The following is a 25,922-nucleotide window of genomic DNA, read 5'->3' as shown; positions in this document are numbered from 1 at the left end:
ACTGTAAACATTGACGCTGGGACAAGGTCAACCACCGCTTCAATCAACGTCCCCGGTCACTACAACTAGCGCCTCTCAGGCAGACTTCCCGGCGCTGGCCTTCCCGGTGGGCTTATTCGTGTATCGAACCGTGTGCTCGCCCACTTCCGCTGAGTTGAGTTCAGCAAGTTCAAGAGGTCGTTAGACACGTATCCGCGTTTACCCTTGTCGACACTTCGCTTCTCCAAAACGCCGGCCACCACAAGGTGTTCAAGGGCGCTCTGCGCCGACGTTGCTGTTGTGCCGGTCAGCCGAGCGGCCACATCGATCGTCAACGCTGGAAGTTTCGGCAACACATCGAGGATCTTCCACACGGTTGAATCGCTTCGAGGAATTCTGGTCCCGGTCCGTTGCGCATGGGCCGCAATGATCTCACGGCTATCACGGTCAAACTCATCGAGCTCAGCCTTAAGCGCGGTCGCTAAATTCACAGCGTCATCTGCCGCAGAGATGAAGTGCGCAAGCCACGCGTTGACGCCTTCACTGATGCTTAACTCACGCGCAGGCTCAGACTCGGTAGCCAAATCGGCACCATGCGGGATGCCACGGAAAGCCATCAACCCGGTGACATATTCATCTGAACGGGTCAGAAGCACCTGACTGATCGGCAACACCGAACCTTCCGTCAGACCACCGCGAACCAACACAGTGTGAATGAGCGCTCGCCCAATACGCCCATTGCCATCAGCAAACGGGTGCAAAGTTTCGAACTGCGCGTGTACCATTCCAGCCTGAATAAGAGAACCCGTCGCCGCGCCGTTCATAAACTCCACCAGGTCCTGCACTGCCGGCATGAGATCCGCCGGTGCGGGCGGAATGAACTCCGCTTGACCTGGGTGGATGTCGCTGCCACCCACCCAGTTCTGTCTGTCGCGCGTACCCGGCTGACTCAGCTCGGGCACAAGTTCTGCCTGCAACGCCTCAATGTCGGACCACGTGATGCTCTCCGCCGCGCCCAGGCGATTAACAGCGCTTGTGAGTGCGGCGATGTTGTCCGCAACTTCAGCCGCCGCCGAGGTGTTCCCGGAGTTGGTAACGACAGTCCCGGTGCGCTCGAGCCGCTTGAGTTCTTCGAAGACAATGTTCTGAGCATTAGAGCGCAGGCCCTCTATGTAGGAGCTCGATACTGCTTCGCTCCGCAGGAGGTAACGCGATATTGCTTCGAGCTTTCCAGTTGACTCATGGAACTTCTGAGCTCGGATGCGTCTTTCTACCCGACTGGCTTCAGTAGCCGCCTCGGGATCAATACGCCAGTCAGGTTCAATGAGCGAAAACGGTTGATACGACCAGTACGTCCCGCCCCAGCGGTCGCGTGGACGCCGCTCGTCGTCGGGCGGAGTCCACTCCCCAACTGACCAAGACATACGCGAAAGCCTTTCATCAACCACCATTGAATCCAAGGATAATGTCTATCCTTGGATTAAGCGCGCGTACACCAAAGGATAAGCATTATCCTTTGGTTTCTAGCTCATCCCGCCCAGGTTAAACACGATCTTTGGAAAGGTGGCTTGGAAGCCTTTCCGCGTCGAATTTTCGAACTTCCCACAGCTTCCCACTTAACTTCCCACTCAGCTTCCCAAAGTGTTAAGTCGAGTGGGAAGTTAAGTGGGAAGTTGAAAACACTACCCAGCTAAAGCTTCTTCACCTTTAGCTTTTGGATCAGCCCGGCTGCGTTAAGTTTCATGGTCACTTCGCGCCCACACTGCTGACCGTCACGCTCCTCGCCCCACACTTTCCAGGTGGCCTCGTGCGCATTGATCCACGTGACCTCAACGCCTTCCAGCCCGGCAGCCACCGAACCTTCACCGCCCACGTACTCACGCACCTCGGCCCAGTGCGTCAGGCGCTCAGCCCGGGGCACATCCATGTCCATGTTGGCCGAAAACACCTGGTCAGCCCCCGAATCATCACACGCAGCAATCATCCGTTCGGCCTGCGCAACCCGCTCACGCGCCACCTGAGACGGCGCAAAACTGCACACCGGGTCCACCGCATACACGACACCAGCCCCAGAGGCACCCGCACCCTTGCGTGCCGGAGTCGCCTCCACCGTTTCAGCCCTGGGCCACGCAACCGAACCGTCACCTCGGTCGCGCACATCCGAAACCAGCGCGTCTAAAGCGTTGGTGGCGACCGCCTCGGCGGGGAAACCAGTCACATTCGCCAACAGCACGACCCCCGTGCCACTTGCCGCATGCCACCTCATGTGCAGCGAAAACCCGGGGTACCCGCCCGAATGCCCGGCACTGTGCCCCAGCTGCGTGTCGAAATAACACCGTAGCCCGTACCCGTAACCCGCGGTCACCACGGCGTCACGTTCGTTGCGCGTGACACTGATGAGCCGGTGCGCTTGTTGCAGGTCGGCCAGAATCCGGCGCCACGCGCGCTGCTCGCGCGGGTTGGCACCCAAGGGAAAACCGCCGAGGTCGTTCCCACCTTCCCCGCTGGCCTCACCTGCCGCGGTAGCCAGCCCAGCGGCGTCACCAGCCGACTCACCTGCTACCGCGGTTCCGTCCACGGCCGTCATGAGAACACTGATCCAACGGGCAACATCACTCACCGAGGACGCCAACCCACCAATCGCCGAAAACGCACCGGGCAACGTGAACGGTTGCGGCTCCAGTTCGCCCGCCAGATTCTTCCGATACCCCGTAACCAGCCTGTCCTGGTCCAGCTCACGCACATCAAACCCTGTGGACTCCAACCCCAGGGGCGTGAGCAGATGAGTGGCGACCACCTCGGTAAACTCCCGGCCCGTGGCCGCCTCCACAAACGCACCCAACAACGCATACCCGTAGTTGGCGTACTCATACCCGGTACCCGTCACGAAGTTGGTGCCCGCAGACCGCCTCATCAGATCACGCATGCCGGCGTCGCTCAAGGACTCCAAGCGGTCCGCCCACGGGTCGTCATTGGGTAGACCAGTCGACATGGTCAACGCATCACGCACCGTCATCCCGTCAGCCCACGCCGATTCCCGCAGGTCAGGCAACCAGTCCACCAACTCGTCATCCAACGAAGGTGCCACACCCGTCACCGGGATGACACCTCGGCACACGCCCAATACCGTCGCCGCCGTAAAAGACTTCGTCATGGACGCGATCCGGAAAATCGCATCCGGGTCACGCTGAGCAACCAACTGGCCACCGGACACAATCCCGTAGGCAAGTTGCGTGACACCTCCCGCTGATGCCTCAGCCTCTAACTCTTCGCACACCTGAGTGAGCACGGACGGGGCGAATGACACAGTAAATCCTTTCGTAAGTAGGAGCGAGTGTTTCAGTTATGGACGTAAGGGCTGATGTTTGCGCTTACTTCTGTGGCGGCTCCGTCTTGCGCTGTTGAGCCTCGACCTCGTGCCGGTGAAGGTGAGCGTACGAGTCACCCAAAAGCGCTTTGAGACCTTCGGATCGGCTGATCTGTTTCTTGGACGCCACCACATAGAGCACGGCACCGATCGCACACCACACACCCAGAATGATGTACTCCGACGGCCACACCAGCGACGATCCCGTACCCGGCACAATCGCCCACACGATCACCAGCAGCGCACCCACTCCACCGATCGCGGGCAGGAAGCTCAACCGGGTGCGGTAGGGGCGCTCCAGTTCCGGATACCGCCGAGGCATCAGGTACTTCGCCAACACCACCATGAACCATACGATCCCCAAGTACACGCCTCCGGTGTCCAGGAACCACACCACCGCGCCGGGTCCCAACCATCCCAGTCCCAGCGTGACGACCGCGGTCGCAATGAGGGCTTTGCGCGGGGTTCCTGTGCGCTGGTCAATATCCCCCAGCCGAGGTGGCAGCAAGTGGGCGCGCCCCATCGCCACCATGATGCGGGAGCTGGCTACGAACAGCCCGAGGAAGCTTGTCAGCAGACCCAAGAACGCAATGAGGTAGGCACCAGCACCCAGCCAAGCGAACCCAGCTTCACGGAAGGCCGACACGGTTCCCAAGTCCATCTCTGCCACGTCTTGCCACGGCAGAACCCAAGCGGTAGCTGCCAGCACCAGGCAGTAGAAACCTCCCGCTGCAAGCACGGTGAACCCCACGGCGCGGCCGACTTTACGCGCGGACATGTTCGCATCCTCGGCTAAAACAGCCACCAGACCGAAACCTGCCAAGAAAGTCATGCCCGGGATGATGAAGCGTAGAGTGTCCGCCACCGGTTGCGCATCAGGCGCGTAGGCAGGGAAGAAGTTCTGCGGTGATCCGGTCGTGAACCCGACCACGACCAGCGCCACACCGATCACAACGATCGCAGCGAACATGGCCATCTGCACTTGCGCGCCCACTTCGATCCCAAACCAGTTGAGCAGGAAGAAGACGGCGGTGAGGGCGATACCAATGAGCAGGACCGGAAGATACACGGTTTCATCGTTAATGGTGTAAAGCGGGATCGTGTTGACCCACGGCACGAACTTCGCCAACAGGAATCCGAACGCGGTGACGTAAAACGCCAAGGACGACACATACGCACCCAACAGCATCCAGCCGGTAAGGAATGCGGCACCTCGGCCCATGGAGGTGTAGGAGTACACCACCTCACCACCGGCACGCGGGAACGTGGTGGTCAGTTCCGAGTATGCGAGCGCCACGCACGCAGCCAGCAGCACACCAGCAATCAGACCAAAGACCACACCGCCAGCACCGTATTCGGCAAAGAGTTTGGAGTTGGTGTAAATCCAACTGGTGCCCACGACGCCGGCGACGCCGAAGGCTAAGAGCTGAAACATGTTCAGCGACTTCTTGAGTTCCGCCATGTTTATGTCCTTCTTGTGGGTCGACAGTGACCGATCGATATTACCTACGTCACACCCCAGAATATACATCGCGAATGAAAAGTTTCACCTGTTAAAACTTGGTACTGCAGAGCGGGATGCGCAGGCGACGCACACCGCACCCCACTTGCATTCGGTTGAACAGTGTTCAAGACTTGTTCCATGTCTGTAGATAACGCTTCACCGGCCACATCAGCCGAGCCGGGCACTGTAACCTCGCACTCCCCTGCCCCCATCGACCCCGACGCACTTGCCAAGCAGGTGCTCGCTGGGACCCCTGCCACCTCGGAACAGGGGCTGGCCATCCTGCGCACAGCCGACGAAGACCTCCTTGACGTCGTCGCCGCCGCGGCACGAGTGCGCCGGAAGCACTTTGGCATGACCGTGAAGGTGAACTACCTGGTCAACCTCAAGTCCGGCCTGTGCCCCGAAGACTGCGGGTACTGCTCACAGCGCCTGGGATCTGACACGGAAATCCTCAAGTACTCGTGGCTGAGCACCAAGGACGCCACCCGCCAGGCGACCTTCGGGATGGAAGGTGGCGCGGGTCGCGTGTGCCTCGTGGCCTCCGGACGCGGGCCGTCGAACCGTGACATCGACCGGGTGGGTGAAATCACCAAGTCAATCAAGGACAACAACCCGCAGCTGGAAGTGTGCGCGTGCCTGGGATTCCTCAAGGACAACCAGGCCGAACGCCTCAAGGAATACGGCGTAGACGCGTACAACCACAACCTCAACACCGCCGAATCGAACTACGAAGAAATCTGCTCCACCCACACGTTTGAACAGCGCACGGACACCGTGAAGAAGGCGAAGGCTGGGGGCTTGTCGCCGTGTTCGGGCCTGATCGTGGGTATGGGCGAATCGGACGAACAGGTCATCGAAGCGATCGACTCCCTGCGCGAACTCGACTCCGATTCGATCCCCGTGAACTTCCTCATCCCATTCGAAGGCACCCCCATGGAAGGCGTGCACCACCTGACTCCACAGCACTCGATGCGCATCCTGGCTGCCGTGCGATTCATGTGCCCTGACAAGGAACTTCGCATCGCCGGTGGACGTGAAATGCACTTGCGCACGCTGCAGCCGCTGAGCCTGCACGTGGCCAACTCGCTGTTCCTGGGCGACTACCTGACCAGTGAAGGCCAAGACGCCATCGCCGACCTCGACATGATTGTGGACGGCGGCTTCTCCATCTTGGGCCAAGAGGACACCGAGGCGCTGCGCGACCAGATCCTGGCCAGCAAGAACGCCCACCTGGCTGCGGTCAACGGCACCCAGGGTGGCACTGAGGTTGGTGGGACCGGCCCTGCTGGCGGGGCTTCCGGTGTGGCCGGGGCTGGTTTGCCGTGCGCCGGTGGTGCTGGTGCGCAGGCCGGTGGGTCTGCAGGTCAGCCGGGTGCGATCCCTGCGGGAACCTCCGCCGAGGCGGCAAACGGAACCGCTCCCACCTCGGGCGGGTGCCCCAAGAGCCGCGGAGAGGTACCGGGAACGCCCACCGTTCCAGTGATCCGCCGCCGAGGTGCCGGCACCGACCTCCCACCCAACGCATAACTCCCACCCAACGCGCATGTTCAGGCGGCCCGCCCTTACCGAGGGTTCCGTTACCGACGGTTCCCGTGCCGAGAGTGGGCCGCTGGGACTCCTTCAATTCGCTGGGACATCTTCCGTTCAGACTCGCTTGATTGAATATCGGCATGAGCGAAAAACTGTTTGAACACGAATCAGAAGAATCGATGACCCGCGAGCAGGCGGCGAAGAAGTTGCGCGAACTCGCCGATGCGATCGAACGCCAGAACGAAGTGCGCGTGCAGACGGGCGACCACGACGTCACCGTAGACGTCCCCGACACCGTTAGCTACGAGTACGAAATCGAAGTGAAGCAGGGCGGGAAGTCCGAAATCGAGGTCAAACTCGCCTGGAAGTAAGCCTTTGTAGACGCAACTCGCGGACAGGAGAAACTGCGTGAGCCTGAAGTACGACCTCGAAAACGTTGACACGGAACTCCCCATCGACGGTGGCGTGGCCGCGTTTGACCCGGTGAGCCTGCGACTGGCCGCCCAGGCCTTGTCTGACCGCGGTGGCACCGTCCACCTGTTGCCCAACGTGGCCGGCACGCAGTCTCCCATCCTCACCCAGCTCGCCACGGTGGCGACCGAGCCAGCGGAGGGAATTCCCACCTCGGTCGTGGCCACCGTGGACACCCGCCGGTTGCGCTGGGACCGGGGCACGTTTACACCCAAGGCGGTCGATTTCACGGACTACACGGGTGAGGAAAAGTACGGGGTGGATCTGGGCCGCCTGGCCGTCGCTGACATGGGTGACACGCGAGTCACCTGCGTGGACATGCTCACTGAGAACGACGAGGCCCTCACCGTGTGGTTCGCGGAACTTCCCAACGAGCTCACCAGCGCCGATGCCCGCGCGCTCACCGATCTGGCTTTGCGCACGCGAGACAGGTGGGAGAAGGCTGAGCGCTACACCGCCCTGGTCACGATCCCTGCCCAGCAGCTCACGTATATGGCGTCACCCCAGGTCAGCCACGTTGATGACTGGGATCTGACGGGTGTGCTGCAGAAGTTCGCGGCGGCTTTCGATGAGACGGGAGCTCGTGTGATCGCGCAGACGGCCATGTTCGCTAGTGCCTCGCTCACACCTCCGCCGGAGCGCACGTTTGGCGAGCGCGGGCCCGTGGTTCTGTGGTTCACGGAAAAAGGCGCCGAGGTGCCGTTCAGCATCATCTACACGTCCAGCCCAGCGTGGTTGAAGGCGGGCACCAAGGTCGATATCGACGGTCTTCAGCTGCCGTAGGGCGCTTGGTTAGTAGTCATCTTCACACGTGTCTAATTCAGACTTGCCAGACTCAGAACGATACTCAACGTGGAGCGGGTCGTTGCGATTCTGTGGTTCGGCACGGACGCACTCTCGGATTCCATCAATGTGTTCGTTCAAGCTGTCAGTAATCTTGGCCCACATTGGATCCAGAATGAAGTCAATTCCGGAGCGACGCGCATGCTTGGCAGCAGGAACAAAATCGCTATCGCCGGAAATCATGACAATCTGATTGACCAGTCTCCGTTCAGCAAGTGAAGCAATGTCTAAACGGATTCGCATATCAACGCCTTTTTGCGTGATATCCAAATCAAAGTCTTCAGGTTTCAGATCAGAAACTGAAATTTTGCCACTGCAGAGTATTTTCAGTTTGTCGTACTTGAGTGAAAAGTGATTTTGCGACTCAAGCTCTTCACCCCGCCGGAAAGCAAACTTTCGCTTCCGCACGAGCTGCTGATGAAACGATCGAACCCACCTGTATTGATCGCTTTTCGCCAAATTGACGTGTTCCCCAGTCAGTGGATGAAAAACCACTTTCTCTGACGGCGGGCAGTCGTAATAGAAGACTCGATACAAGCATGCTTGGGATGCTGCAATATGGCGACGGCAGTACTCTGCAAGCTCTTTGGCGCGGTCTTCGGGCGTCTTTTTTCCGAACAGTCTTAATGCACGCTGTCTGTAGAACCCACCATCAACCAAAATTGCGGTCGTGATTGCACGCATAGGTAGTCGGTGACTTTGCTTTTTTGAACGCCTCTGGTTTTTCACCATAACTCCATCGTTATAGAAAAGCTTCAGTCATCGGCGCTCTCCTTATCGTGGAGGGTCAACGGCTGAAGCTGATGTGTCATATTTTATGGCATAAGCTCCATGCATCCAAGATTCAGACAATGAAGGAGCCCCGAAACCTTGTAAGATTTCGGCAATGCGCGATCCACAGTCGCATACCAACCACCAGCTACAGCCCGGTTGTATTTGCCGTAGGGCCGTAGGGCGAAACAGCGCAAAACGAGCGATACGGCGCATTATATTGCGTAGTCTTGCTCGCTTTGCGCCGTCTGGGCTTTCCTCACACAGCCGCACCCTGTTCCGAACGTTCCGAAACACGCGGAAGGGACTCCGACCTCGGGCTGATTTCCGAACCACGAACCCGGTTAATGCGGTACCAACGCAATACAAGTCCCAGACCACACAAACACAGTGCCGGCAGGATCCCCACCACAGGCGAGATCAGCCACTCAAAGCCCGGCCGGATCACCAAACGACCTTCCAAGACCAGCGGGTTAACCGTGACGTCCTCAACTGCGTGCAGCAACACCAGCGGCCAGATCGACCCCGCGAGCCGAAACAGTTCTGCGAACAGCACGCCCCACAGGACCATCACACCGCACGCGAACAGCGCAAACACGGGACGTGACACGTCCATTACGGTGCGCATCTGCTCTTCCGGCAGGAAGAACAGGTAGTACGGCAAGTGCCACAGGCCCCACACACCACCGCTGATCGCGTACACCATCCAGTCACTGGCACGGCGATCCATTTCACCCACAAAGAAGCCACGCCACACGGACTCTTCGCAAATGTTTTTCACGAACATCGCGATAAATGGAACGGCCACTGCTCCACTGAGGGCACTAATGTCAATCCCATTAAACGTGGCGATACCCGAACCCACGCCTGCGACACTCGAAAACACACAGATGGCGGGGTACACCAACAGCCCAAGCACGTACCACGGCCATGACTGTTTGAGCCGAGGTTTCCACCGACCCGGCGCACTCACCTGCTTTGTCACTCGCGCGACCACCACCAGCACAAACGGGGTGGTGAGCCAGATCAGTGAGCCCAGTGAGTCCACGGAATTTGGTTGCCCCAGAAGTTCGTTGATACCTGCACCGATCCATCCGCTAGCCAATGTGACGATTGTGATTCCAATAAACCAATTCATGACGCGCCCTCCCCAGAGCTTTGAGCGCGAGACCCTTACTCGCATATCTCTATGAGATATGTCTATCAGACATGTTTAAGCGACACAAGAGGTACTCTTGATGTCATGGCACATGTGATTCTGGGGTTACTTCTCTTGGGCAATATGAGTCTCTACGACCTCATCAAAGCTATGGAACAAGGAACTTCGTTGTTCTACTCGGCCAGCGCCGGCAGCATTAAGCGCGCGCTCGACGGCCTCCTCAAACGCGATGACGTCCACGTGGTATCCCAAGAAACCACGGGCCGCAAGCGCAAAATCTACGGCATCACACCACAGGGACGCACAAGTTTTCACACCTGGATGATGTCACCGCCGGAAAACGCGGACCTGGACTCGGCGGCTCTCACCCGCATCTACTTCTTGGGGCTTTTGGACGAACCCGAACGCATCTCCGTCCTGGAATCGATTCGTGACGCGGTCTCTCGTTCTGCCGCGACTCTTGCGCACACTCAAACACAGGTGGCGGGCCAAAGCGTACCAGCCGAACTCGCCTCAGTTGCGCACTACAGCACAGCCACGCTGGACTTTGGGATCCGCGCACACGACACCGCGCTCACGTGGCTGGCAGAGCTCATCGTGCAGGCACGGGCTGACTTGAAATAAAGGCGCAAAGCCGCAGGCTCTACGGAAACTCTTTTACACCTCGGGAAGGGTAGTTTCGCTTCGTTTGGCTACAGTCGAAAAGTTGGACTGTAGCCAAACGATTTTCCGGGCAAGAGGGCCAGCCCGAGGTGGAACCAGCCCAACCAGCCATTAAATCTCCAGAAGGTTCTGGGCGTTGTCGGGGTTTGAGACCAGCTCGTCAACCTGCGCATTACCGTTCTGGCGCTCCAGGTACGGCTGCGCGCGGTCCACCTGCGACTTCAGCACGTCAATGGTTTGTGCGAAGTTCTTGTTCGCTTCAATGCGGAACTGGTCAATCCCGTCCATAGTCTTGAACACGCTATCGAACGCCCGGTTGAGCGTCTCAACAGCAACACCGGACTCCACAGCCTGCTTCTGCGTGCGCACCGAATTCTGCGCCAGCATGTCAGACGTGCGGTTGATCAGGTCATTCGTGGTCTTGTTGACCGCGTCAATCTGGTCAAGCACCAGCTTCTGGTTCTCCAGCGCCTCAGCCGTAATCACGGCGGTGCGCAGCGCCGTCACCGTGGTGGTCTTGGCACGGTCCACACCCTGGATGAGCTGGCGGTTGTTCGCGTCGATGATACCCATGGACAGGTAGCTCTGAATGGTCACAGCGATCTGCGTCTGAATGTCCTGACGACGCTGACGCACAGCAAACAGCAGGTCCTTCTCCAGGATCCCTGCCTGCTCAGCCTGACCCTCAGACTTCAGGCTTTCAATCTTGCCCACAACCTGCCCGTCGATCTGCTCCAACAGACCTTCCGCACGTTGCAGTTCGTGCAAGTCCTCCCACAAGTTGCGACGCTCCACGGCAAGCTCCGCGTTGTCGCGCTGCAACTGCTCCTGACCTGCGTCCAAAGACCGCAACACCGAATTCAACTGCTTCTGGTTCGACTCAAAACTGTTGAAGTACTTCTTGATCGCGTTAAACCCAGGCACCCACCCCAGGGCCTTCTGCGCAAACGTCTTATCCGACGGCGCCAGGTCGTTCATGACAGTGCGCAGTTCCAGCAGCGAACTCGACACCTGCTGCTGGCTCTTGCTGCCTTCTGCCTTGGCGTCACGCAGCGACTTCTCCATGAACCGGCTGGACGTCTGCGCGGTAGACTCAAACGTCTTACGCGCCACGTTCCCAATCGCAATAATCTGCGTCTGGAACTCCTGGCTGTGCGGGTTCAAAGCTGCCACGGTGTTCAACCATTTTTCGGCACGCTGGCTCAGCTCCGTGGAAACCGCCTGGTCAAGCGGCTCCAGCATGGAAAGCGCTTTGTCGTCTTTAACTTCTTCAACGGGTGGTTCAGCTACGGGAGCTGGAGCTGGTTCTGGTGGTTGCAGAGTCATGACGGTCCTTTCGGGTGGGTTTAGATGAGAGCTAGATATCAATAATCGATGGGGTGTCAGAAGCTTTCAGGCGCCTACGCATGAACTCCGAATGCACTTCCAGGGAGTGGCTCACGCCACGCACCACGTCCTGTTCCAGCTGTTCCAGAGTCTCGCTCATGACGCCGAACTCACTGTGAATCGTCTCGAGGTTCTTCTGCACGTCCTTAAGCGCATCCCCGCTGAACTTAGCCAGGAAGTCGAATGTGTCATCAACCGCGTCCATGAGCTCCGGAATGTACCGGCAGGCGATCCCCTCCAACATGAGCAGGTCCCCGTCGCTGGGGTCGCGTTCTTGCACGGCTTCGGTCTGGGCTAACCCGTCGATCCGGGTGAGGATCCCTGCCAGCTGGTCTAACACCTCGGCCGGCCGTGAGGCTCCCCCATACCGGCCCGAGGTCGCCCCAACTCCCGGCGCCGCCTCAACTCCGGAGGTGACCCCTGGGGCCATCCCCGCCGAGGTGCCACCCGCCCCTCGCTGTCCGCGCAGGTTCCGTTCGATCCGGGGCAGTTCGCTGCGCCATTCGTCGAGTTTGCGCCTTATGTCGCGGGTGGAGTTCAGCACGTTTTCCAGGATGGTGGCGGTGCTTTCATTGACCCCGTCCGAGGTGGTTACGAGCAGGCTGGGCGCGGGAGTGATTGCGTGGAGAAAGACACCAACGGCGGCAGCCATTGCGCCTCCTGCAGCCACGGCGACACCCGCAACCCCAACCGCGCCGGCAAAACTACCCAGCCCCAAGACAGCACTGGTTGCGCCCAGCAGCACTCCACTGGCGCCAGCGATCATGGCCTGCGTACGAGTTTTCACAGGTAGCCTCGGATGTCCTTAAACGCGGCGGTGAGGTCGGCGTTGCCGTCAAACACGCGGCCCCCAGTGAGTGAGACCAGTTCCTGTAGTTCGTCTGAGTCGGCATTTCCGAAGCTCACCGCGAACACGGGGATATCCTGGACGTCCGGGTTATTGCTGTACCAGTCTTTGAACGCGCGGAATGAGATGCCGTGTTCGTTCATGCCGTCGGTGAACACCACCACTGAGGTGATCTTGTCATCCGACTTTTCTTTTTTCGCCGATTCCAGCGTGGTTTGCAACGTGGAGTAAATGGCTGTTCCGCCTTCAGCCGTCAGCGTCTGGATCTTGGTGTCGAGGTCCTTGCGCACCTTGTCAGCGCTACCGTTGTCAGTCAGTCTGTATCCGTCGGTGCTCTTGACTTCGTGCGAGAACTCCACCAGTTTGAGCTTTTCACGTGGCTGGATCGCAAGGAAGCGTTCGGTGTCGTTCTTTGCGCTGGTTCCGCTCAAGATTCCCAACGCTGTTTTGAGTTGTTCCAACCGCTCCCCGCGCATGGAGCCCGAGGTGTCAATCTGGAAGAACATCGTGGCGGGTTTGCGTCCGTTTGCCACCCACGCTTCCAGCAGTTTCTGGACCGTGTCCAGGGTTGCTGGGTACGGGGTTTCAAAGGTTGTGGGGAATTCGTCTGGGTTTGAGACCTTTGTGCGACGGTGTGTTTCGTCCGTGATGCGTTGCTGGACTTCATCGCTGAGCAGGTGTTCGGTGACCTTGTTGAATTTTTCCTTGGTGTCGCCGTCTGCCCCGTCAAGCAGGGTCAGTGGGTAGTCAGCAGTGACCACGCCGTCTGAGGGTGCGATCAGCACGGGTGGTTGGCCCCCAAAGTCCATGCCTTTGAGTACGGATTCGTAGTTGATGATTCCGTCTGCTTTGGACTGGTCTTTTGCGAAGGCTTCCGCTAGCCACCCGGAACTTCCCGAGGTGAGAGAGGTTCCTTTGGAGAATTTGGAAAGTCCTTCTGTGGCAGCTTCAACGTCTTTGGTTTGTAGCGCGTTACCTGAACCAGAGAGTGCTGTTGCAGCTTCCAGAACAGTTGAGAAACCGGAGTTGGACGACAGCGGGCTGGTCATGCCGAACTTCAGATCGCCTTTTTCTGCGGCTTGTGCAACATCAGCCCATGCTGGTTGCTTGTCTTCTGACCAGCCGAGTTGCTTAGCTTTTTCAGGCTTGAGGCCCAGAACTACTGGCGAAGACATGATTGATTTTTCTTCACCAACGAGTGATTTCGACTGCTCAAACAACGACAGATAGTAGTTGGATGGGAACCATGTGAGGTCGAAATCGCCCTGACCTTCGTTGACCAGTTTTTCGGTGCCTTCAAGGGTTCCGGCGTAGGTGATGTCGAAACTTACACCGGTTTCTTTGGCCATGTCGTTAAGGATCGGCTCTAAGTCTTTGACTTCGGAACCTGCTAAAACTTTCAGACTGTTTGCGTTTCCTCCGAAGCCACCGCCGTCGCACGCAGCGGTCACGAACGTGAGCATACCCACGGTGAGCACAGCGATCAGGGTGCGGATGATGTGCCAGGGCTTGGTTTTCGTGCTGGTTGCAGACCTAGTTGGCCAAGTCATAGCGTCTCCCGATGTTGTCGACGAGGAACGTGGTGATTTCGCTGGACGGTATCTGCGCAAGCTCAACAAAGTCGCCTGCTGGGCGGTACCGGTCGCTCAAGTTCTTTTCTTGCACCCAGTTATCGAACGCAGCGGAGTGCGGACCGTTGCTGCGGAACCCGTGTTCGGCGAGGAGTTTGGCCAGTTCTTCGTCGTTGGACAACAGGTCCATGACCTTGTCGCCGTTTTCCGTAAACGTCACAGCGGTGTGCGTGGAGAAGACCGTTGGACTTGGGTAGGCGAGCACCATGTTGTCACGGATACGTGAGTTCTGTGCGGTTTCTTCTCCCAGGAACTGACCTTCGTAGGCGATGACCATGGGCGCTTCACCCATTCCGCGGCTCAAATAGCGTTCAAACGGAGCGGCTGATGACCCTTGTGCATACCCCTGGTTGAGGAAGAGTTTGGATAGGTCATCGACTTGTGATTCAGCCGCACCTTTGTCAGTGACAACCGAGTTGTTGTTCATGACGTAGCTGGCCAGCGTCATGTACATTACCGCGGAGTTAGACTTCCGGATGTCAGTGCTGGTGATGAGCACGTTGCGCTGGGGCTTGTACGCCTTGTTGTCTTTGAGGTCGCTCCACCGTTTGTTGTCTTTGACCAGTTCAAGATACTTGGCCATGTCGATTTCCCAAATGCCCTGGTTTTCGTGGGCAACGCCGTTCTTGGCTAACACCTGAACGACGGGTTCGAACGTTGCAATTGCGATGGGTGAGAAGAATGGCGTGTACGAGTTACGCGCTTTGTCTTTGAACGCTTTTTGAACCGCCTGACCAGCGGATTCAGATGATGGGAAAGCGAAGTCGTTGTTAGCTGTGGAATCACTCTTCGCCATTGCAAGTGAGCCAGCAGTTGAGACCTTCACTGTGAAGCCTTTGTCAGCGAACGCTTCGACCACGCGCTGGTCTTTAAAGAAGGCTTCCTTCTCGCTACCTACAACCGCAGTGACTTCAGTTTTGGGCTTGCCAAAGAGACTAAAGCCGAATCGGCTGGCAACAGCTATGCCAAGCACCGCAACAAGAACAACGATGATGGCCGCACCTGCAATGGCAGCGATCTTTTTGTTTTTCATAGTACTTTTGAAGCTTAAAGACGCTTGGTGAATAGTGTGTGAACGAAATTCCCCCAAGGAGGCGGCGGTGCACGGCCGGTTGCCACCACCTCGGGCGGGGCTGCGGACGTCCCAGGCTACTGGCGAATGACGTCCATAGCGTCAAGGCGGGCAAGGGCGGCGGCAAGGACGCGCACGCCGTTGGCAATGTCCGAGGTGTGGCTGAACTCCTCAGGGCAGTGCGAGCGCCCGTCCACGCTGGGGACGAAAATCATGCCCATGGGACCAAGCGCGGCCATGTGTTGCGCGTCGTGCCCAGCACCGGAAGGGATCGCTTCCCAGGTGAGACCGGCAGTTTGGGCGGCGTTGGCAATCTCGTCGCGGATAGCCGGAACGGTGGGGACCGCCTCCATGGTGGCGAGCCACTCGAGATCCACTTCGACACCTCGGGTGTGGGCTTCCTGGGCGATCTGTTCAGCGATGTTGCGCTGAGCAACGCCCAGCCAGTCGCTGTCAACGGAGCGGAACTCAGCTTCGAGCGTTGCCCGGCCAGGCACCACGTTGAGCGCGCCAGGCCATGCGTCCATCCGCCCCACGGTTCCCACTCCGTGATTGGGTGCGCCGCACGTGACCCGTTCGACCGTCAAAGCCGAGGCGGCCGCGGCCATGAGAGCGTCGTGGCGCACGTCCATGGGTGTGGTTCCGGCGTGGTCGTTGCGGCCGCTGAACTGAGCGATGAAACGCGAAATGCCCGTGATCGCTGTAACCACACCGATCTGGGTGTTGTGCCGTTCCAGCTGTGGCCCCTGCTCAATGTGCAGTTCGATGTAGGCGTGGAAGGAACCCGGTTGCCACGCGTTGTTGAGCGCGGCGTTGGGATCCACACCAAAGCGTGCCAGGGCGTCGCCGAACTTTGCGCCAGTGGGGTCGGTGTAGTCCAGCATGGCCGGGGTGACGCCTCCCACCAGGGTGTTTGATCCCACGCACATGGTTCCAAAGTCGTTGGCTTCTTCGCCTAAGAAGTCGATGACAATGAGGTCGCGTTCGAAACGACTTCCTGTGCGTCGCATGGCTTCGACCATTTCAATGGCACCCAGCACGCCCACGATTCCGTCGAACCGGCCACCTGAGGCAACTGTGTCCGTGTGCGAACCCGTCACCAGCGGTTTGAGCCTGGCACCACGTTCGCTAGCCAGACCAGGCAGCCGACCGATGATGTTTCCCGCACCGTCAGTGTGGACTTCCAGGCCCGCGCTTTTCATGCGGTTAGCCACGAATTCGCGGGCTGCCTTGTACGGTTCGCTGAGTACTTGACGGGTCCAGCCGTCTTGTGCGGAGTCGGTGTAAGTGGACAGTTGGTTGATGGCTGATTCCAGCGCTTCCGCATCCGGTTCAATGGGACGGGTGTTGTGGATGCTGGGCTTTATTGCACCAGAGCTGGGGGTTCTGGACTCATGACTCTGCGACATTGCACAACCTCACTGACGTGGCCTGGGCTCATTGGGTATTGGTTCCCGATCGTAACCATGAGCGGATCCAAGCGAGGTTCGTGTCCAGACTGTAGTTCTTGATGTGCTTTGTGTATGGGGTCTAAGTCGTGGGGGTGCGAGTCTCGTGGGTGCGTTTCGCTACACTCGAGCACCGGAGTTCGAGTCGAGTGTAGCGAAACACCCAGTTTTTTCACTCTGAGCGAACAAAACCGGTCGTTTGGCTACACTCCAAGAACTGGACTGTAGCCAAACGCAGTTTTCACTCCTTCAAATAGCGCAGCGCTTCTTTGAGTTCTTCACTCTCCAAGTGCGGGTTCCGGTGCGCAAACTCTTCAACATCCAGCCACGTGTCCGGGTCCAAGGTGAGCTCCTCCCCAGTACAGCCCGTAGAATCGTCCGCTTCAGGAGTGTCCTCTGAGAGAACCATCAACAACAGTGGCCTATTGATGACCTGGCCATCGCGCACCAAAACGTACAGGTCACCTTCACGATCACCAAAGTCCACATAGTTCAGCATGGTGAGAGCACTGAGGCCGGAAAGCACCTCGGGAAGCTCTTTTTCCTCCAGAAGTGACACCAGAACCTCAATGTCGGTTCTGCGGGGACGGTCCTCTTTGCGCTTCTCACCATCGGTGTGGCACAGACGCTTCTCACTGACCTCATTCCAGTAGTGCGCAGCAACTTCGGAAAGGTCTTGATCCGGACCGCACTCGTCTGCATCGATAACGGGAAGGAGCAGGTTCTTCTGAACCCCATCCGACCCCACATACAAGATTGGGCTGTTCCAGTTATCGCCCACACACATGACAAGGACACCGAACTGCTCACTTAAGGCTTCGGCAACCACATCAGGTTCTGCATCTGCCAGGCGACCAATGATCGTGTTGAGGTTTTTACGTGAAAGCATTATTTCTCCTTTGCAAAATAGACTTGTGCTTTCACCCCATGTGTTGTCGGCACTTTTTATTCGGGGTGCCGGACCCAAACCCGCCCTAAAACTCCGGCCCCAGCCCACCCCAAACCACCACCCAAAACCCGCACCCAATCAACCTTTTGGTGGATTCCACGTTCAACCACTGGCGCGATGTGCCCACGCGCAAACCTTGGTGAGCTGGAGGTATGACTACCTCAATTAACACTCAATCCTTTGCGGATCGCCTCACATCCCGCCGCGGCGCGTGGATCACACTGGGCGTTTCGCTGTTGATACTCGTGGCCCTGTTTGGCGTGTTCGGAAAGGCGAAGGCCCCGGTGGGCACGAACCTCGCCCCCGCTGACTCCGAATCCATGCAAACGGCCGAACTCATGAAAAAGTTCCCAGAAGCGGATCGCGGCACGATCCTGGTCGTAGCAACGCGTGACGACGGCGCCGAGCTCACTGAGGACCAGCTCGCCCAGCTGAAGGAACTTCTGCCGGTACTTGATGACCACCTCGGCGCTGAATCCAGCGGACCGCTGCCCAGTGAAGACAAGAAGGCAGCCCTGCTAGTCACTGACATGCAGGTAAGTGAGGCGTCTACTGAAAACGCCGAGGTCGTTAACGGCCTGCGTGCCACCCTGGCTGACAAGGTGCCGGCCAGTCTGTCATTGCAGGTCACGGGTGGTCCGGCGTTTGGTGCGGACGTGGCTGGCGCGTTCGATGGCGCGAATTTCTTGCTGTTGTCGATCACGATTGGGATCGTGGCGGTTCTGCTGATCCTGACCTACCGCTCCCCTATTCTGTGGCTCTTGCCGCTGTTCGCAGTGGGCATGGCCGACGGTCTTGCTGGCCGAGTCACCGCAGCCGCCGGCGCCGCGTGGGACCTGCAGTTCGATGCGGGGATCATTAGTGTTTTGGTGTTCGGTGCCGGAACGAACTACGCGCTGCTCCTCATCTCTCGTTACCGCGAAGAGCTCCTGTGCACGCCAAACCACCGAACCGCTTTGAGCAACGCGTGGCGCGGTACAGTGCCGGCGATTCTGGCCTCGAACTTCACTGTTGTTCTGGCGCTCCTGATCTTGGTGGTCGCAGTGATTCCAAGTACCCGCGGTATTGGGATTGCCTCAGCGATCGGCCTGGTGATCGCGCTCGCAGCGGTGCTGTTCCTGCTCCCGCCTCTGCTTGCCGTCAGTGGGCGAAAAGCGTTCTGGCCGTTCATTCCAAAGCCGGAACAGAACGCAACGACATTAGACACCCCAGCAACCACCTCGGGCGGGGCCCGCGCCACTTCACAGAACGCCACAACACAGAAACGGTCCTTCTGGCGCTGGGCGGCCAGCAACGTGGTGCGCAAACCTGCCGTGAGCCTGCTTGCGGGACTGGCACTCCTGGGCATCATGGCGACCGGGTTGCTGGGCACCTCGGTGGGGCTGGATCAGATTGAAAAATTCCGGGTGAAGTCCGAATCGGCCACCGGGTTCGAGGTCCTTTCCCAGCACTACGCACCGGGCGAGGCCCAGCCCATTTGGGTGGTCGCCAACAGCGACAAGGCCCAGGGCGTCGTCGACAAAGCGGAGACGGTTGAGGGCATCGTGCGTGCGCACCCGGTTGACGAAACAGAGGACGGCACGCTCACCAAAGTCATGGTGACCAGTGAATACGCGCCAAGCACTGCGGAAAGTTTGGCCCAGATCCGGGACTTGCGTGAGGCTGTCCATGAGGTTTCTGACGCCGAGGCGGTCGTCGGCGGCGCTGTCGCTGAGGACTTAGATGCGCGCGACGGAAATAAGCGAGACCTGTTCCTGATCGCCCCACTGATTCTGGGCGTATGCTTCGTGGTGCTTCTGGTGTTGCTGCGTTCAATCGTGGCGCCAGTGCTGCTGTTGCTGGTCAACCTCACAAGTACGGTTGCAGCGATTGGTGCCGGCGCGTGGCTCAGCCGAGTTTTCCTCGGTCAGCAAGCCCTTGACCTGCAGGTGCCGTTGCTTGCGTTCCTGTTCCTTGTGGCGTTGGGGATCGACTACACGATCTTCCTTGTCCACCGGGCCCGGAATGAAGCGAAGGTCCACGGCACACGCGATGGCATGGTCGAAGCGATCACCCACACCGGTGGCGTGATCACCAGCGCCGGTGTGGTGCTGGCAGCGGTGTTCGCGGCATTGGGAATCCTGCCGCTTGTCACACTGGGCCAGCTGGGTCTGATCGTGGGAGTAGGCGTTATCGTCGACACCCTGGTGGTGCGCGCAGTGATCGTGCCGTCGATCTTCACCCTCATGGGCGACAAGATCTGGTGGCCAAGCAAAGCGCCCAACGCCAGCGCGCGCTAACCCGCACCCCACCCACACAACCGCGCAAAAAGCCCAGTGCCCCCGAGGCGGAACATCCACCTCGGGGGCACTACCCACTCACGGGGCACTCACGTAAGGGAGGCACTTAACGCTGTGCCACCTCGGCGAAGGCCCGGCGAAGCATCCTCACCGCCGACTCCGCATCAATACCCATGTCCACAAGCTGGCGGGCGAAGTCACGGGTGGCCGTGAGTGCAGGCGTGGCCGAGGTGTCTTCACTCACGATCGTTCCCCTTCGGCCCGCGGTTTTCACATATCCCTGGGTTTCGAGTTCGCGGTAGGTGCGGGCGACCGTGTTGGGTGCGATTCCCAGGTCGCTAGCTAAACGTCGCACGGCTGGGAGGCGGGAACCGGGCGGGAGTTCTCCGGACTCGATCTGCTGGATGAGCTGCGAACGAAGCTGCTCGTACGGAGGTGTCGCACCTGCGGGGTCAATGCGCAACATGGCATCCGTCCTTTCTGTCAGGTCTGGCAGGGTGGTCGTCAGGCGTTATCGTCCGAGGTGGTTGCGGTGTTCGCAGCGTGGGTACCGGCTACGTCCGTGTGAGCTGCTTCCCCCGAGGTGGTTCCGAAGTCTTTTCCGGCCCACAGTTTGCGCCATGGTGTGGGGTTGAAACGACCGGTGAGGAAGGGAATCAGGACGATCGCCCAGCAGACCAGACCAGTAATGAACGCCAGTCCTCCCAGTCCAGCGGTGAGGTCTTGGGCGCCTTCGCGCACCTGAGGGCTGATGATCACGTTGGCAACGCCCACCAATGTCACCAGGGATGACACCATCGCCATAGCGATTGCATTGTCGATGAGTCCGCGTAGTGCAACGGTACGTTCGGCGTCGTCCCAGGCGAGTTCCAGGTCATCGCCGGCGTGCTGTGGGCGGTTGAGAATGTGCGTGCAGGCGAACAGCATGGCTCCCCACAGCAACAGCAGGAACCCTGCAACAACGGTGAGCATCACGAACTGGTTGCTGTATTCCGCAATCACTCCAGGGGTACTTGCGGCGATGATCCACATGGTGGCGGTGCTCAGAGCGATGCTGACGGGCGCGAGCCACAGTGCGATCCGCTCACCTTTGCTGACGTAGTCGCCAAGGGTTGTTTCAATGGGGCGGGCTACCCGAGGTTGTTCAGGGGCGAGCGGTTTGGTTCGGTAGGTGGCGACGAGGCCGCCCAGTCCTCCACCGAAAGCCACACCCATGAGGGTGATTGGGCCAGCGATTGGCATGTCGGCGTCCCAGCCACCGAACGCGGTCTGCAGAATGGCACCGATCACGAAGCTGATGACGATTCCAGCAATTCCGCAAATGAGGGCCGCGCGTTCACGTTGCGTGATTCGTTCAATGAGCGCAGGGCGGAGGTGGTTAGGGGTTGGAAGTTTCTGTTTGTTTGCGTATTTGGCGAGTTCTTTTTCATTCACTTTGCGCATACCGCCAGTGACGGGGGCTGTAGCAAAGAGAACCCCAACCGAAATGATGATCCACCAGATCGCGGTGTTCATGTCACTTCCTTCCATAGCTGTATGTATCAATACATAGTATGTACTGATACAAACTCGATTGCAAGTGGTTTTCCGCAATGCTTCAGTAAATTAGAGGCATGAGCGACCTCACAGACAAGTCCAAAGACGTGGCTGACCAGGCACAAGACGTTGCAGACAAAGCGGAAAACGTCGCCCACAAAGCAGGTGACGCGCATAGTGAGACGGCCGAAAAAGCCGGTGAGGTGATTCAACAGAATCCGGTGTATCGCGGGTTTGTCACAGTAGGTCTACTTGCCTACGGCGTAGTGCACTTGGTCATTGCGTTCATCTGTGTGCAGATCGCGTGGGGCGGAGGTGCCAGCGGACAGGAGGCGTCTAACTCCGGGGCGACTCAGCAAATTGCACAACAACCGTTTGGATACGTGGTGCTGATTGTGTGTGCGGTTGGACTGGCTGCGCTGGTGGTGTGGCAGCTCATTGAAGCGGCGATTGGTAATCAGCAGTATTCGGGTGCAAAGCGGTTGTTCAAAAGGATTGCGTCAGTGGGTCGCAGTGCCGTGTACGCGTTCTTGTGTGCCAGTGCCGTTCAAGCCGTTGCGGGTACTGGTGGGGGTAGTGAAGAAAAGCAAGAGTCCATGGTGGGCCAGGTGCTGGGCATGCCTGGCGGCGTCGTGATCATCGCTGTGGCCGGTGTTGTGATTGCTGCCGTTGGTGTGGGCCAGATTGTTTCTGGGGTGAAAAAGTCGTTTGAGGATGACCTGGATGGGGGCGTCGCTCAGTGGGTGAAGCGTCTGGGCCAGGTCGGTTACATCACTAAAGGGACCGCGATCATTTTTGTGGGCGGTCTGTTCATGTGGTCATCAATCACGCATGACCCCGAGGCGGCCGGCGGCACGAATTCGGCATTGCGCACGTTGGTCGATCAGCCGTTCGGACCGTACTTGCTGACGGTAATGGCGTTAGGGATCGTCGCTTTCGGATGTTTCTGCTTGGTGTGGGCGTTTAATGCCCGGCATGAAAAAGCAGAATGATTGGCACGAGGCTCGCAAAGGACAGTGCGCTAAAGCTTTTAACCTAGGAAAGTCCTCTCTAAAGATATTGAAAGAAGAGATTAGCTAGTCACTAGTGGTGTTTACTGTGCGTATTACGTTCTGTAAACTGTAAGTGTGCGAATAGGCATCCACCCACGGTCCTTTAAACATGGACTGACAGAAGAGCAGATCGTCACGGCGATCGAAACGGGTATGGATTTCGCGCGAATCAGGCGCCGTGATGCCAACACGGAACCGCAACGCTGGGGTGTGATCGGTTTCGATCACGTTGGCCGTAGCGTCGAATTAGTAGTAATCCATGTCCCCGGCGGGGTGTTCGTCATTCACGCGAACTACCTCACAAAGGGCTTCGAGCAAGAAATGAGGAACGCACGATGACGAAATACACTGATGTCAACGGCGTCGCATTTACCGACGCTGACGTGGAACGCTGGGCAGACGAGGCCGAAGCAGGATTCCCCAACTCAACGTTGACCAAAGAAACACCGACCTGGGTGCGAACTGACCCCATGGAAGTACATAGCGTGCGGGTACCAGCACGCCTCTGGAAGCTCGTTGAGAGCGAAGCGAAGCGCCGTGGTATGTCTACAAGTGAATACACGAGGGAAGCACTAACCCGTAGCCTCAGCGCCTAGAGCCACAGGTACAGAAATCGTCACAGAGTTTCTCCACTCGCCAACTAAACCTTTGAGCGAGGGACCAGTTCAAACTCCAGTACATCGCACCAGAAACGAACGACTGTGTTCACATCAGGATGAAACACCTCGTAGCCCAGTCTCATTGTGTCGGATTCCTTTGCTCAGAGCTCTGCTGTCAACGACACCGCTCAAAGCTGAACCTGACACTCAACCGATCAGTCCGAGCCTTACTGCGCTCGACATCGCCATGTAGCCTCCCACAATTGCCGCGATCCACAGCAACGTCACCTTCGCTTCATATTCCAACCGTCGCATTGCGCGCTCCAACCGCGGAAAAATGGCTGGTCCCGCGGCACCGGCAATGACAGCCACGAGAATCGCCGGCAGGATCATAATGAGGCAATAACCCGCAATAAGCGCGACCTTGCCACTAAATCCAAAGGACATAGACTGGATAATCCCCATCGCGCCTAAGTAGGGCAACATCGTCGCCGCCTCGACGACTGCAGCACCCAGCGCCAGCCCCGCCATGCCGGTCACACTCAGCGACGCACTCTTGGCGAGGCGAGAAGCCCGACCCTCCGGCACCTCGGCGCCGGCGGACTGCGTGGCCGTGTGCTTTTTGGGGTTTGGCGAGAACACGCCGAAGACGAAAAGTCCCGCGCCAAGAACAAGCGTCACCCACCGGAACCAGTCAGTTTCGCTCACTCCAGAAAACCGTCTAACTGCCGCATCGAACCCCAGTAGCAACGCAACCCCGAGGCCGAAGTAGGCCGTGGCGATCGTCGCGAGGTAGGTGCCCAACAGGCCCACCCGGACTCGTCGCCACATAAAAATCAGGGCGATCGGAATGACAAGGGTACCTGCGCTCAAACTATCTACGAGTGCAAGGCCGGCAAGAGGAAGGAAGTCTGTCATGGCATTCTCCAATAATCGGATGTTCACGCGAGGGGTTGGCCTCAGCTTCAAGGAAGGCTTTGACCTCGTTTTAATACGTTCGTATGAACACGAATTGATACGATCGTATAAGACGCCAAAAGCGAGTGCAACTACGCTCATGAGTGACTCACCGCACCGGAGCCACGGAAGATTGGAGCCCCATGTCCGTCGATCGCAATACACTCATCACCGGCACCGCCGCAGTGGTCGCTGATGCCGCCATTCGCGTGATGGTCAGCCAGGGCCTCGATGCCCTGAGCGTGCGCAATGTCGCCGCGGAAGCGGGCGTGGCCCCTGGGACCGTCCAATACCAGATGGGTACACGGGACGACATCATCGCGAAAGCTATTGTCAGGTCGTTGCAGCGCCAGGAGTCGCGGGCCCTCACGCAAACGGATGCGACGGATTTTCACGCGGTTATCCACGGTCGCTTGGCCGAGCTTTTGCCGATTGGACCCGTCCAACGCGAGGATTCCGCTGTGTGGGTCATTGTGGGGGCTGCCGCCTCGACACGCGAATGGCTGGCTGACCTATATGACGCTGAGGTGACGAGCTTTCGAGCGCGCGTATCTGAAGGTCTCGAAGCAGCGCAACGTTTTGGAAAGCTGGCCCGCGGGCTGTCGCCTGAGCAAGGAGCTCGTCTTGTCACTGCACTGGTCAACGGCCTGACGATCGACTACCTCAACGCTCCTGTGGACTCAGCGATGCAGCTGTTAGAAGACCTCGCTTCAGGACTCGCGCTGATTGTGGAACCCGGGTCGCCTAAGAGCTGAAACAGCAGGCGGGCTGGAAGACAAGCATGTCGTTTCATGTTCAGGAAATCCGCCGATCCATGTCGGTGCTGAGACACTGTGCCCTTCACCAACTTTTGGATTTTATTCGGCGGGTGAAAGTTTAAGTATCTCGCAAACGGCGTCCATGTGGCCGGCGTGCCGGGCTACTTCGGCTAGTAGATGGGATAACACCCAGTCGACCGTGGGGCGGTTGCCGTCATCGTCAGCTTGGGACGCAAGCTCTCCCGGTGGGTACGCGGCAAGCAAAGACAAGGCATCCTTCCACTCCTGTTGAAGGGCATTGACGAAGGTCTCGAGTGCGACCTCAGGGTCGGCATTCCAGTCTTTATGTGGCGAGTCATCGGTCCACGGGACCGGAAGATCAGCTCCGACCACAACATTCGCGATCCAAAAGCGAATGACGTACCGCTGATGGTTCAGAAGCCCCGCAACGGTCCAGTGACTACGAAGGGGAACATGAGTCACACCTGATCGGTCGACTTGAACGGCCATTTCGACGATCGATTCGAGTTGGCGCTGGATCTGATCAGTGAGCGCGGAAAAGGGCTTCGCAGTGGTGGGCATGTCGTTTTCCTCCAGCGTGTATTGCGCCCAAAGATACCGCAGGCACGTCTTTTCCGGGTTGCATCCGCTAGAACTTGGAGGAAAACCGCATAGTCACACCCAGCCGCGCACGGAAGAATAGAAGACATGAACGAGACATACAGCACTCACCAGACCACCGACCCGTCGACCGAACGTACCTGGGCAATCTTGTCCCACCTTTCACTCATCATCTCCTCGGTGGTGAGTGTGGGAATGCTCTCCTTCGTGGGACCGCTCATCGTGTGGTTCATCTACAAAGACAAAAGCGACTTCGTGCGCAATGCGGCCGCAGGATCCTTCAATTTTGCAGTGACCCTGGCGCTCGCCTCAGCGGCCGCCACTGTCCTCGCCTTCACTGTCATTTTGTTGCCCGTGTCTTTCATCATCTGGGCGATCGTCTACATCGTCAGCATCGTGATCCCAATCTTGGCAGCGATGGCTGCTTCCCGCCACGAAATGTACCGCTACCCACTCACGCTCCCGTTGCTTCGCTAAGCTCGGCGGACACCAGACCC

At 58.4% G+C, this 25,922-nt stretch carries 25 protein-coding genes; 10 read left to right on the top strand and 15 right to left on the bottom strand.

Features of this window, described 5'->3' with window-relative positions; translation table 11 throughout:
• Nucleotides 1-65 precede the first annotated feature (65 nt).
• The 3 genes from JOE56_RS05905 to JOE56_RS05895 all read right to left on the bottom strand — a co-directional run bounded on the left by JOE56_RS05905 (nucleotide 66) and on the right by JOE56_RS05895 (nucleotide 4,808).
• Nucleotides 66-1,403, bottom strand: coding sequence for a Fic family protein (locus tag JOE56_RS05905; RefSeq protein ID WP_204515246.1), 1,338 nt, complete (start codon nucleotides 1,401-1,403; stop codon nucleotides 66-68).
• A 266-nt stretch (nucleotides 1,404-1,669) separates the two neighbouring features.
• Nucleotides 1,670-3,286 carry a serine hydrolase gene (locus tag JOE56_RS05900; protein WP_204515245.1) on the bottom strand — a complete coding sequence of 539 codons (1,617 nt, stop codon included), beginning with the start codon at nucleotides 3,284-3,286 and terminating at the stop codon, nucleotides 1,670-1,672.
• Nucleotides 3,287-3,350: 64 nt separating this feature from the next.
• Nucleotides 3,351-4,808 (bottom strand): APC family permease, encoded by a 1,458-nt coding sequence (locus tag JOE56_RS05895; RefSeq protein WP_204515244.1) that lies wholly within the window; start codon nucleotides 4,806-4,808, stop codon nucleotides 3,351-3,353.
• Nucleotides 4,809-4,988: 180 nt separating this feature from the next.
• Here JOE56_RS05895 and bioB point away from each other — a divergent pair, with 180 nt between their 5' ends.
• The 3 genes from bioB to JOE56_RS05880 all read left to right on the top strand — a co-directional run bounded on the left by bioB (nucleotide 4,989) and on the right by JOE56_RS05880 (nucleotide 7,637).
• On the top strand, nucleotides 4,989-6,380 hold the full coding sequence (gene bioB / locus JOE56_RS05890; protein WP_204515243.1) for a biotin synthase BioB: 1,392 nt from the start codon (nucleotides 4,989-4,991) through the stop codon (nucleotides 6,378-6,380).
• 143 nt (nucleotides 6,381-6,523) lie between these two features.
• Nucleotides 6,524-6,754: an amphi-Trp domain-containing protein gene (locus JOE56_RS05885; RefSeq protein WP_204515242.1), complete on the top strand. Its 231-nt coding sequence runs from the start codon at nucleotides 6,524-6,526 to the stop codon at nucleotides 6,752-6,754.
• A gap of 37 nt (nucleotides 6,755-6,791) precedes the next feature.
• Nucleotides 6,792-7,637 (top strand): hypothetical protein, encoded by an 846-nt coding sequence (locus JOE56_RS05880; protein ID WP_204515241.1) that lies wholly within the window; start codon nucleotides 6,792-6,794, stop codon nucleotides 7,635-7,637.
• Between the two features lie 9 nt (nucleotides 7,638-7,646).
• On the opposite strand, the gene JOE56_RS05875 is transcribed toward JOE56_RS05880, so the two are convergent.
• Both JOE56_RS05875 and JOE56_RS05870 read right to left on the bottom strand, forming a co-directional pair.
• Complete coding sequence (locus JOE56_RS05875; RefSeq protein WP_239530380.1) at nucleotides 7,647-8,381, bottom strand: NYN domain-containing protein; 735 nt, start codon at nucleotides 8,379-8,381, stop codon at nucleotides 7,647-7,649.
• Nucleotides 8,382-8,727: 346 nt separating this feature from the next.
• The gene (locus tag JOE56_RS05870; RefSeq protein WP_204515239.1) at nucleotides 8,728-9,606 is read right to left on the bottom strand and encodes a CPBP family intramembrane glutamic endopeptidase; all 879 of its coding nucleotides are present in this window, start codon (nucleotides 9,604-9,606) and stop codon (nucleotides 8,728-8,730) included.
• Between the two features lie 105 nt (nucleotides 9,607-9,711).
• On the opposite strand from JOE56_RS05870, the gene JOE56_RS05865 reads away from it, so the two are divergent.
• Entirely contained in the window at nucleotides 9,712-10,251 is a 540-nt protein-coding gene (locus JOE56_RS05865) for a PadR family transcriptional regulator (RefSeq protein ID WP_204515238.1), read from the top strand.
• A 150-nt stretch (nucleotides 10,252-10,401) separates the two neighbouring features.
• On the opposite strand, the gene JOE56_RS05860 is transcribed toward JOE56_RS05865, so the two are convergent.
• The 6 genes from JOE56_RS05860 to JOE56_RS05835 form a co-directional block, all read right to left on the bottom strand.
• Nucleotides 10,402-11,616 (bottom strand): toxic anion resistance protein, encoded by a 1,215-nt coding sequence (locus tag JOE56_RS05860; protein ID WP_204515237.1) that lies wholly within the window; start codon nucleotides 11,614-11,616, stop codon nucleotides 10,402-10,404.
• Between the two features lie 31 nt (nucleotides 11,617-11,647).
• A complete protein-coding gene (locus JOE56_RS05855) occupies nucleotides 11,648-12,463 on the bottom strand; it encodes a hypothetical protein (protein ID WP_204515236.1) in 816 nt (271 codons plus the stop codon).
• Nucleotides 12,460-14,073, bottom strand: a complete 1,614-nt coding sequence (locus JOE56_RS05850) for a substrate-binding and vWA domain-containing protein (RefSeq protein ID WP_204515235.1) — start codon at nucleotides 14,071-14,073, stop codon at nucleotides 12,460-12,462. Before JOE56_RS05850 ends, JOE56_RS05855 begins: the two co-directional genes overlap by 4 nt.
• Nucleotides 14,057-15,187: a hypothetical protein gene (locus JOE56_RS05845; protein ID WP_204515234.1), complete on the bottom strand. Its 1,131-nt coding sequence runs from the start codon at nucleotides 15,185-15,187 to the stop codon at nucleotides 14,057-14,059. The genes JOE56_RS05850 and JOE56_RS05845 overlap by 17 nt, the downstream gene beginning before the upstream one ends.
• A gap of 116 nt (nucleotides 15,188-15,303) precedes the next feature.
• Entirely contained in the window at nucleotides 15,304-16,635 is a 1,332-nt protein-coding gene (locus JOE56_RS05840; protein WP_204515233.1) for a M20 family metallo-hydrolase, read from the bottom strand.
• A 280-nt stretch (nucleotides 16,636-16,915) separates the two neighbouring features.
• Nucleotides 16,916-17,563, bottom strand: a complete 648-nt coding sequence (locus tag JOE56_RS05835) for a hypothetical protein (protein ID WP_204515232.1) — start codon at nucleotides 17,561-17,563, stop codon at nucleotides 16,916-16,918.
• A gap of 212 nt (nucleotides 17,564-17,775) precedes the next feature.
• On the opposite strand from JOE56_RS05835, the gene JOE56_RS05830 reads away from it, so the two are divergent.
• Nucleotides 17,776-19,902, top strand: coding sequence for an MMPL family transporter (locus JOE56_RS05830; RefSeq protein WP_204515231.1), 2,127 nt, complete (start codon nucleotides 17,776-17,778; stop codon nucleotides 19,900-19,902).
• Nucleotides 19,903-20,008: 106 nt separating this feature from the next.
• Here JOE56_RS05830 and JOE56_RS05825 read toward each other — a convergent pair whose 3' ends face one another.
• Complete coding sequence (locus JOE56_RS05825; RefSeq protein ID WP_204515230.1) at nucleotides 20,009-20,368, bottom strand: GntR family transcriptional regulator; 360 nt, start codon at nucleotides 20,366-20,368, stop codon at nucleotides 20,009-20,011.
• 38 nt (nucleotides 20,369-20,406) lie between these two features.
• Entirely contained in the window at nucleotides 20,407-21,417 is a 1,011-nt protein-coding gene (locus JOE56_RS05820) for a hypothetical protein (protein ID WP_204515229.1), read from the bottom strand.
• Nucleotides 21,418-21,515: 98 nt separating this feature from the next.
• Between JOE56_RS05820 and JOE56_RS05815 the strand changes: the two genes are divergently transcribed.
• The 3 genes from JOE56_RS05815 (at nucleotide 21,516) to JOE56_RS05805 (ending at nucleotide 23,086) form a co-directional block, all read left to right on the top strand.
• Entirely contained in the window at nucleotides 21,516-22,430 is a 915-nt protein-coding gene (locus tag JOE56_RS05815; RefSeq protein ID WP_204515228.1) for a DUF1206 domain-containing protein, read from the top strand.
• 135 nt (nucleotides 22,431-22,565) lie between these two features.
• A complete protein-coding gene (locus JOE56_RS05810) occupies nucleotides 22,566-22,829 on the top strand; it encodes a hypothetical protein (protein ID WP_204515227.1) in 264 nt (87 codons plus the stop codon).
• The gene (locus JOE56_RS05805) at nucleotides 22,826-23,086 is read left to right on the top strand and encodes a hypothetical protein (protein ID WP_204515226.1); all 261 of its coding nucleotides are present in this window, start codon (nucleotides 22,826-22,828) and stop codon (nucleotides 23,084-23,086) included. The genes JOE56_RS05810 and JOE56_RS05805 overlap by 4 nt, the downstream gene beginning before the upstream one ends.
• Nucleotides 23,087-23,296: 210 nt before the next feature.
• Here JOE56_RS05805 and JOE56_RS05800 read toward each other — a convergent pair whose 3' ends face one another.
• A complete protein-coding gene (locus tag JOE56_RS05800) occupies nucleotides 23,297-24,007 on the bottom strand; it encodes a GAP family protein (RefSeq protein ID WP_204515225.1) in 711 nt (236 codons plus the stop codon).
• 182 nt (nucleotides 24,008-24,189) lie between these two features.
• Here JOE56_RS05800 and JOE56_RS05795 point away from each other — a divergent pair, with 182 nt between their 5' ends.
• A complete protein-coding gene (locus JOE56_RS05795) occupies nucleotides 24,190-24,801 on the top strand; it encodes a TetR/AcrR family transcriptional regulator (RefSeq protein ID WP_204515224.1) in 612 nt (203 codons plus the stop codon).
• 102 nt (nucleotides 24,802-24,903) lie between these two features.
• Here the strand turns inward: JOE56_RS05795 and JOE56_RS05790 are convergent, their stop codons facing one another.
• Nucleotides 24,904-25,386, bottom strand: coding sequence for a mycothiol transferase (locus JOE56_RS05790; RefSeq protein WP_102239397.1), 483 nt, complete (start codon nucleotides 25,384-25,386; stop codon nucleotides 24,904-24,906).
• A gap of 126 nt (nucleotides 25,387-25,512) precedes the next feature.
• Between JOE56_RS05790 and JOE56_RS05785 the strand changes: the two genes are divergently transcribed.
• The gene (locus tag JOE56_RS05785) at nucleotides 25,513-25,902 is read left to right on the top strand and encodes a DUF4870 domain-containing protein (protein WP_005886114.1); all 390 of its coding nucleotides are present in this window, start codon (nucleotides 25,513-25,515) and stop codon (nucleotides 25,900-25,902) included.
• Nucleotides 25,903-25,922 lie beyond the last annotated feature (20 nt).

Source organism: Brevibacterium paucivorans, assembly GCF_016907735.1.
GTDB classification, from domain to species: Bacteria; Actinomycetota; Actinomycetes; order Actinomycetales; family Brevibacteriaceae; genus Brevibacterium; species Brevibacterium paucivorans.
This window is presented reverse-complemented; position numbering and strand designations above follow the sequence as displayed.

Excerpts from the sequence above, each read along its gene's own strand:
- JOE56_RS05805 (WP_204515226.1), top strand. The coding sequence starts at position 22,826 with ATGACGAAATACACTGATGTCAACGGCGTCGCATTTACCGACGCTGAC.
- JOE56_RS05895 (WP_204515244.1), bottom strand. The coding sequence starts at position 4,808 with ATGGCGGAACTCAAGAAGTCGCTGAACATGTTTCAGCTCTTAGCCTTC.
- JOE56_RS05850 (WP_204515235.1), bottom strand. The coding sequence starts at position 14,073 with ATGACTTGGCCAACTAGGTCTGCAACCAGCACGAAAACCAAGCCCTGG.
- JOE56_RS05815 (WP_204515228.1), top strand. The coding sequence starts at position 21,516 with ATGAGCGACCTCACAGACAAGTCCAAAGACGTGGCTGACCAGGCACAA.
- JOE56_RS05905 (WP_204515246.1), bottom strand. The coding sequence starts at position 1,403 with ATGTCTTGGTCAGTTGGGGAGTGGACTCCGCCCGACGACGAGCGGCGT.
- JOE56_RS05795 (WP_204515224.1), top strand. The coding sequence starts at position 24,190 with ATGTCCGTCGATCGCAATACACTCATCACCGGCACCGCCGCAGTGGTC.
- JOE56_RS05825 (WP_204515230.1), bottom strand. The coding sequence starts at position 20,368 with ATGTTGCGCATTGACCCCGCAGGTGCGACACCTCCGTACGAGCAGCTT.
- bioB (WP_204515243.1), top strand. The coding sequence starts at position 4,989 with ATGTCTGTAGATAACGCTTCACCGGCCACATCAGCCGAGCCGGGCACT.
- JOE56_RS05845 (WP_204515234.1), bottom strand. The coding sequence starts at position 15,187 with ATGAAAAACAAAAAGATCGCTGCCATTGCAGGTGCGGCCATCATCGTT.
- JOE56_RS05865 (WP_204515238.1), top strand. The coding sequence starts at position 9,712 with ATGGCACATGTGATTCTGGGGTTACTTCTCTTGGGCAATATGAGTCTC.
- JOE56_RS05885 (WP_204515242.1), top strand. The coding sequence starts at position 6,524 with ATGAGCGAAAAACTGTTTGAACACGAATCAGAAGAATCGATGACCCGC.
- JOE56_RS05835 (WP_204515232.1), bottom strand. The coding sequence starts at position 17,563 with ATGCTTTCACGTAAAAACCTCAACACGATCATTGGTCGCCTGGCAGAT.
- JOE56_RS05800 (WP_204515225.1), bottom strand. The coding sequence starts at position 24,007 with ATGACAGACTTCCTTCCTCTTGCCGGCCTTGCACTCGTAGATAGTTTG.
- JOE56_RS05785 (WP_005886114.1), top strand. The coding sequence starts at position 25,513 with ATGAACGAGACATACAGCACTCACCAGACCACCGACCCGTCGACCGAA.
- JOE56_RS05840 (WP_204515233.1), bottom strand. The coding sequence starts at position 16,635 with ATGTCGCAGAGTCATGAGTCCAGAACCCCCAGCTCTGGTGCAATAAAG.
- JOE56_RS05870 (WP_204515239.1), bottom strand. The coding sequence starts at position 9,606 with ATGAATTGGTTTATTGGAATCACAATCGTCACATTGGCTAGCGGATGG.
- JOE56_RS05820 (WP_204515229.1), bottom strand. The coding sequence starts at position 21,417 with ATGAACACCGCGATCTGGTGGATCATCATTTCGGTTGGGGTTCTCTTT.
- JOE56_RS05860 (WP_204515237.1), bottom strand. The coding sequence starts at position 11,616 with ATGACTCTGCAACCACCAGAACCAGCTCCAGCTCCCGTAGCTGAACCA.
- JOE56_RS05790 (WP_102239397.1), bottom strand. The coding sequence starts at position 25,386 with ATGCCCACCACTGCGAAGCCCTTTTCCGCGCTCACTGATCAGATCCAG.
- JOE56_RS05875 (WP_239530380.1), bottom strand. The coding sequence starts at position 8,381 with ATGCGTGCAATCACGACCGCAATTTTGGTTGATGGTGGGTTCTACAGA.
- JOE56_RS05830 (WP_204515231.1), top strand. The coding sequence starts at position 17,776 with ATGACTACCTCAATTAACACTCAATCCTTTGCGGATCGCCTCACATCC.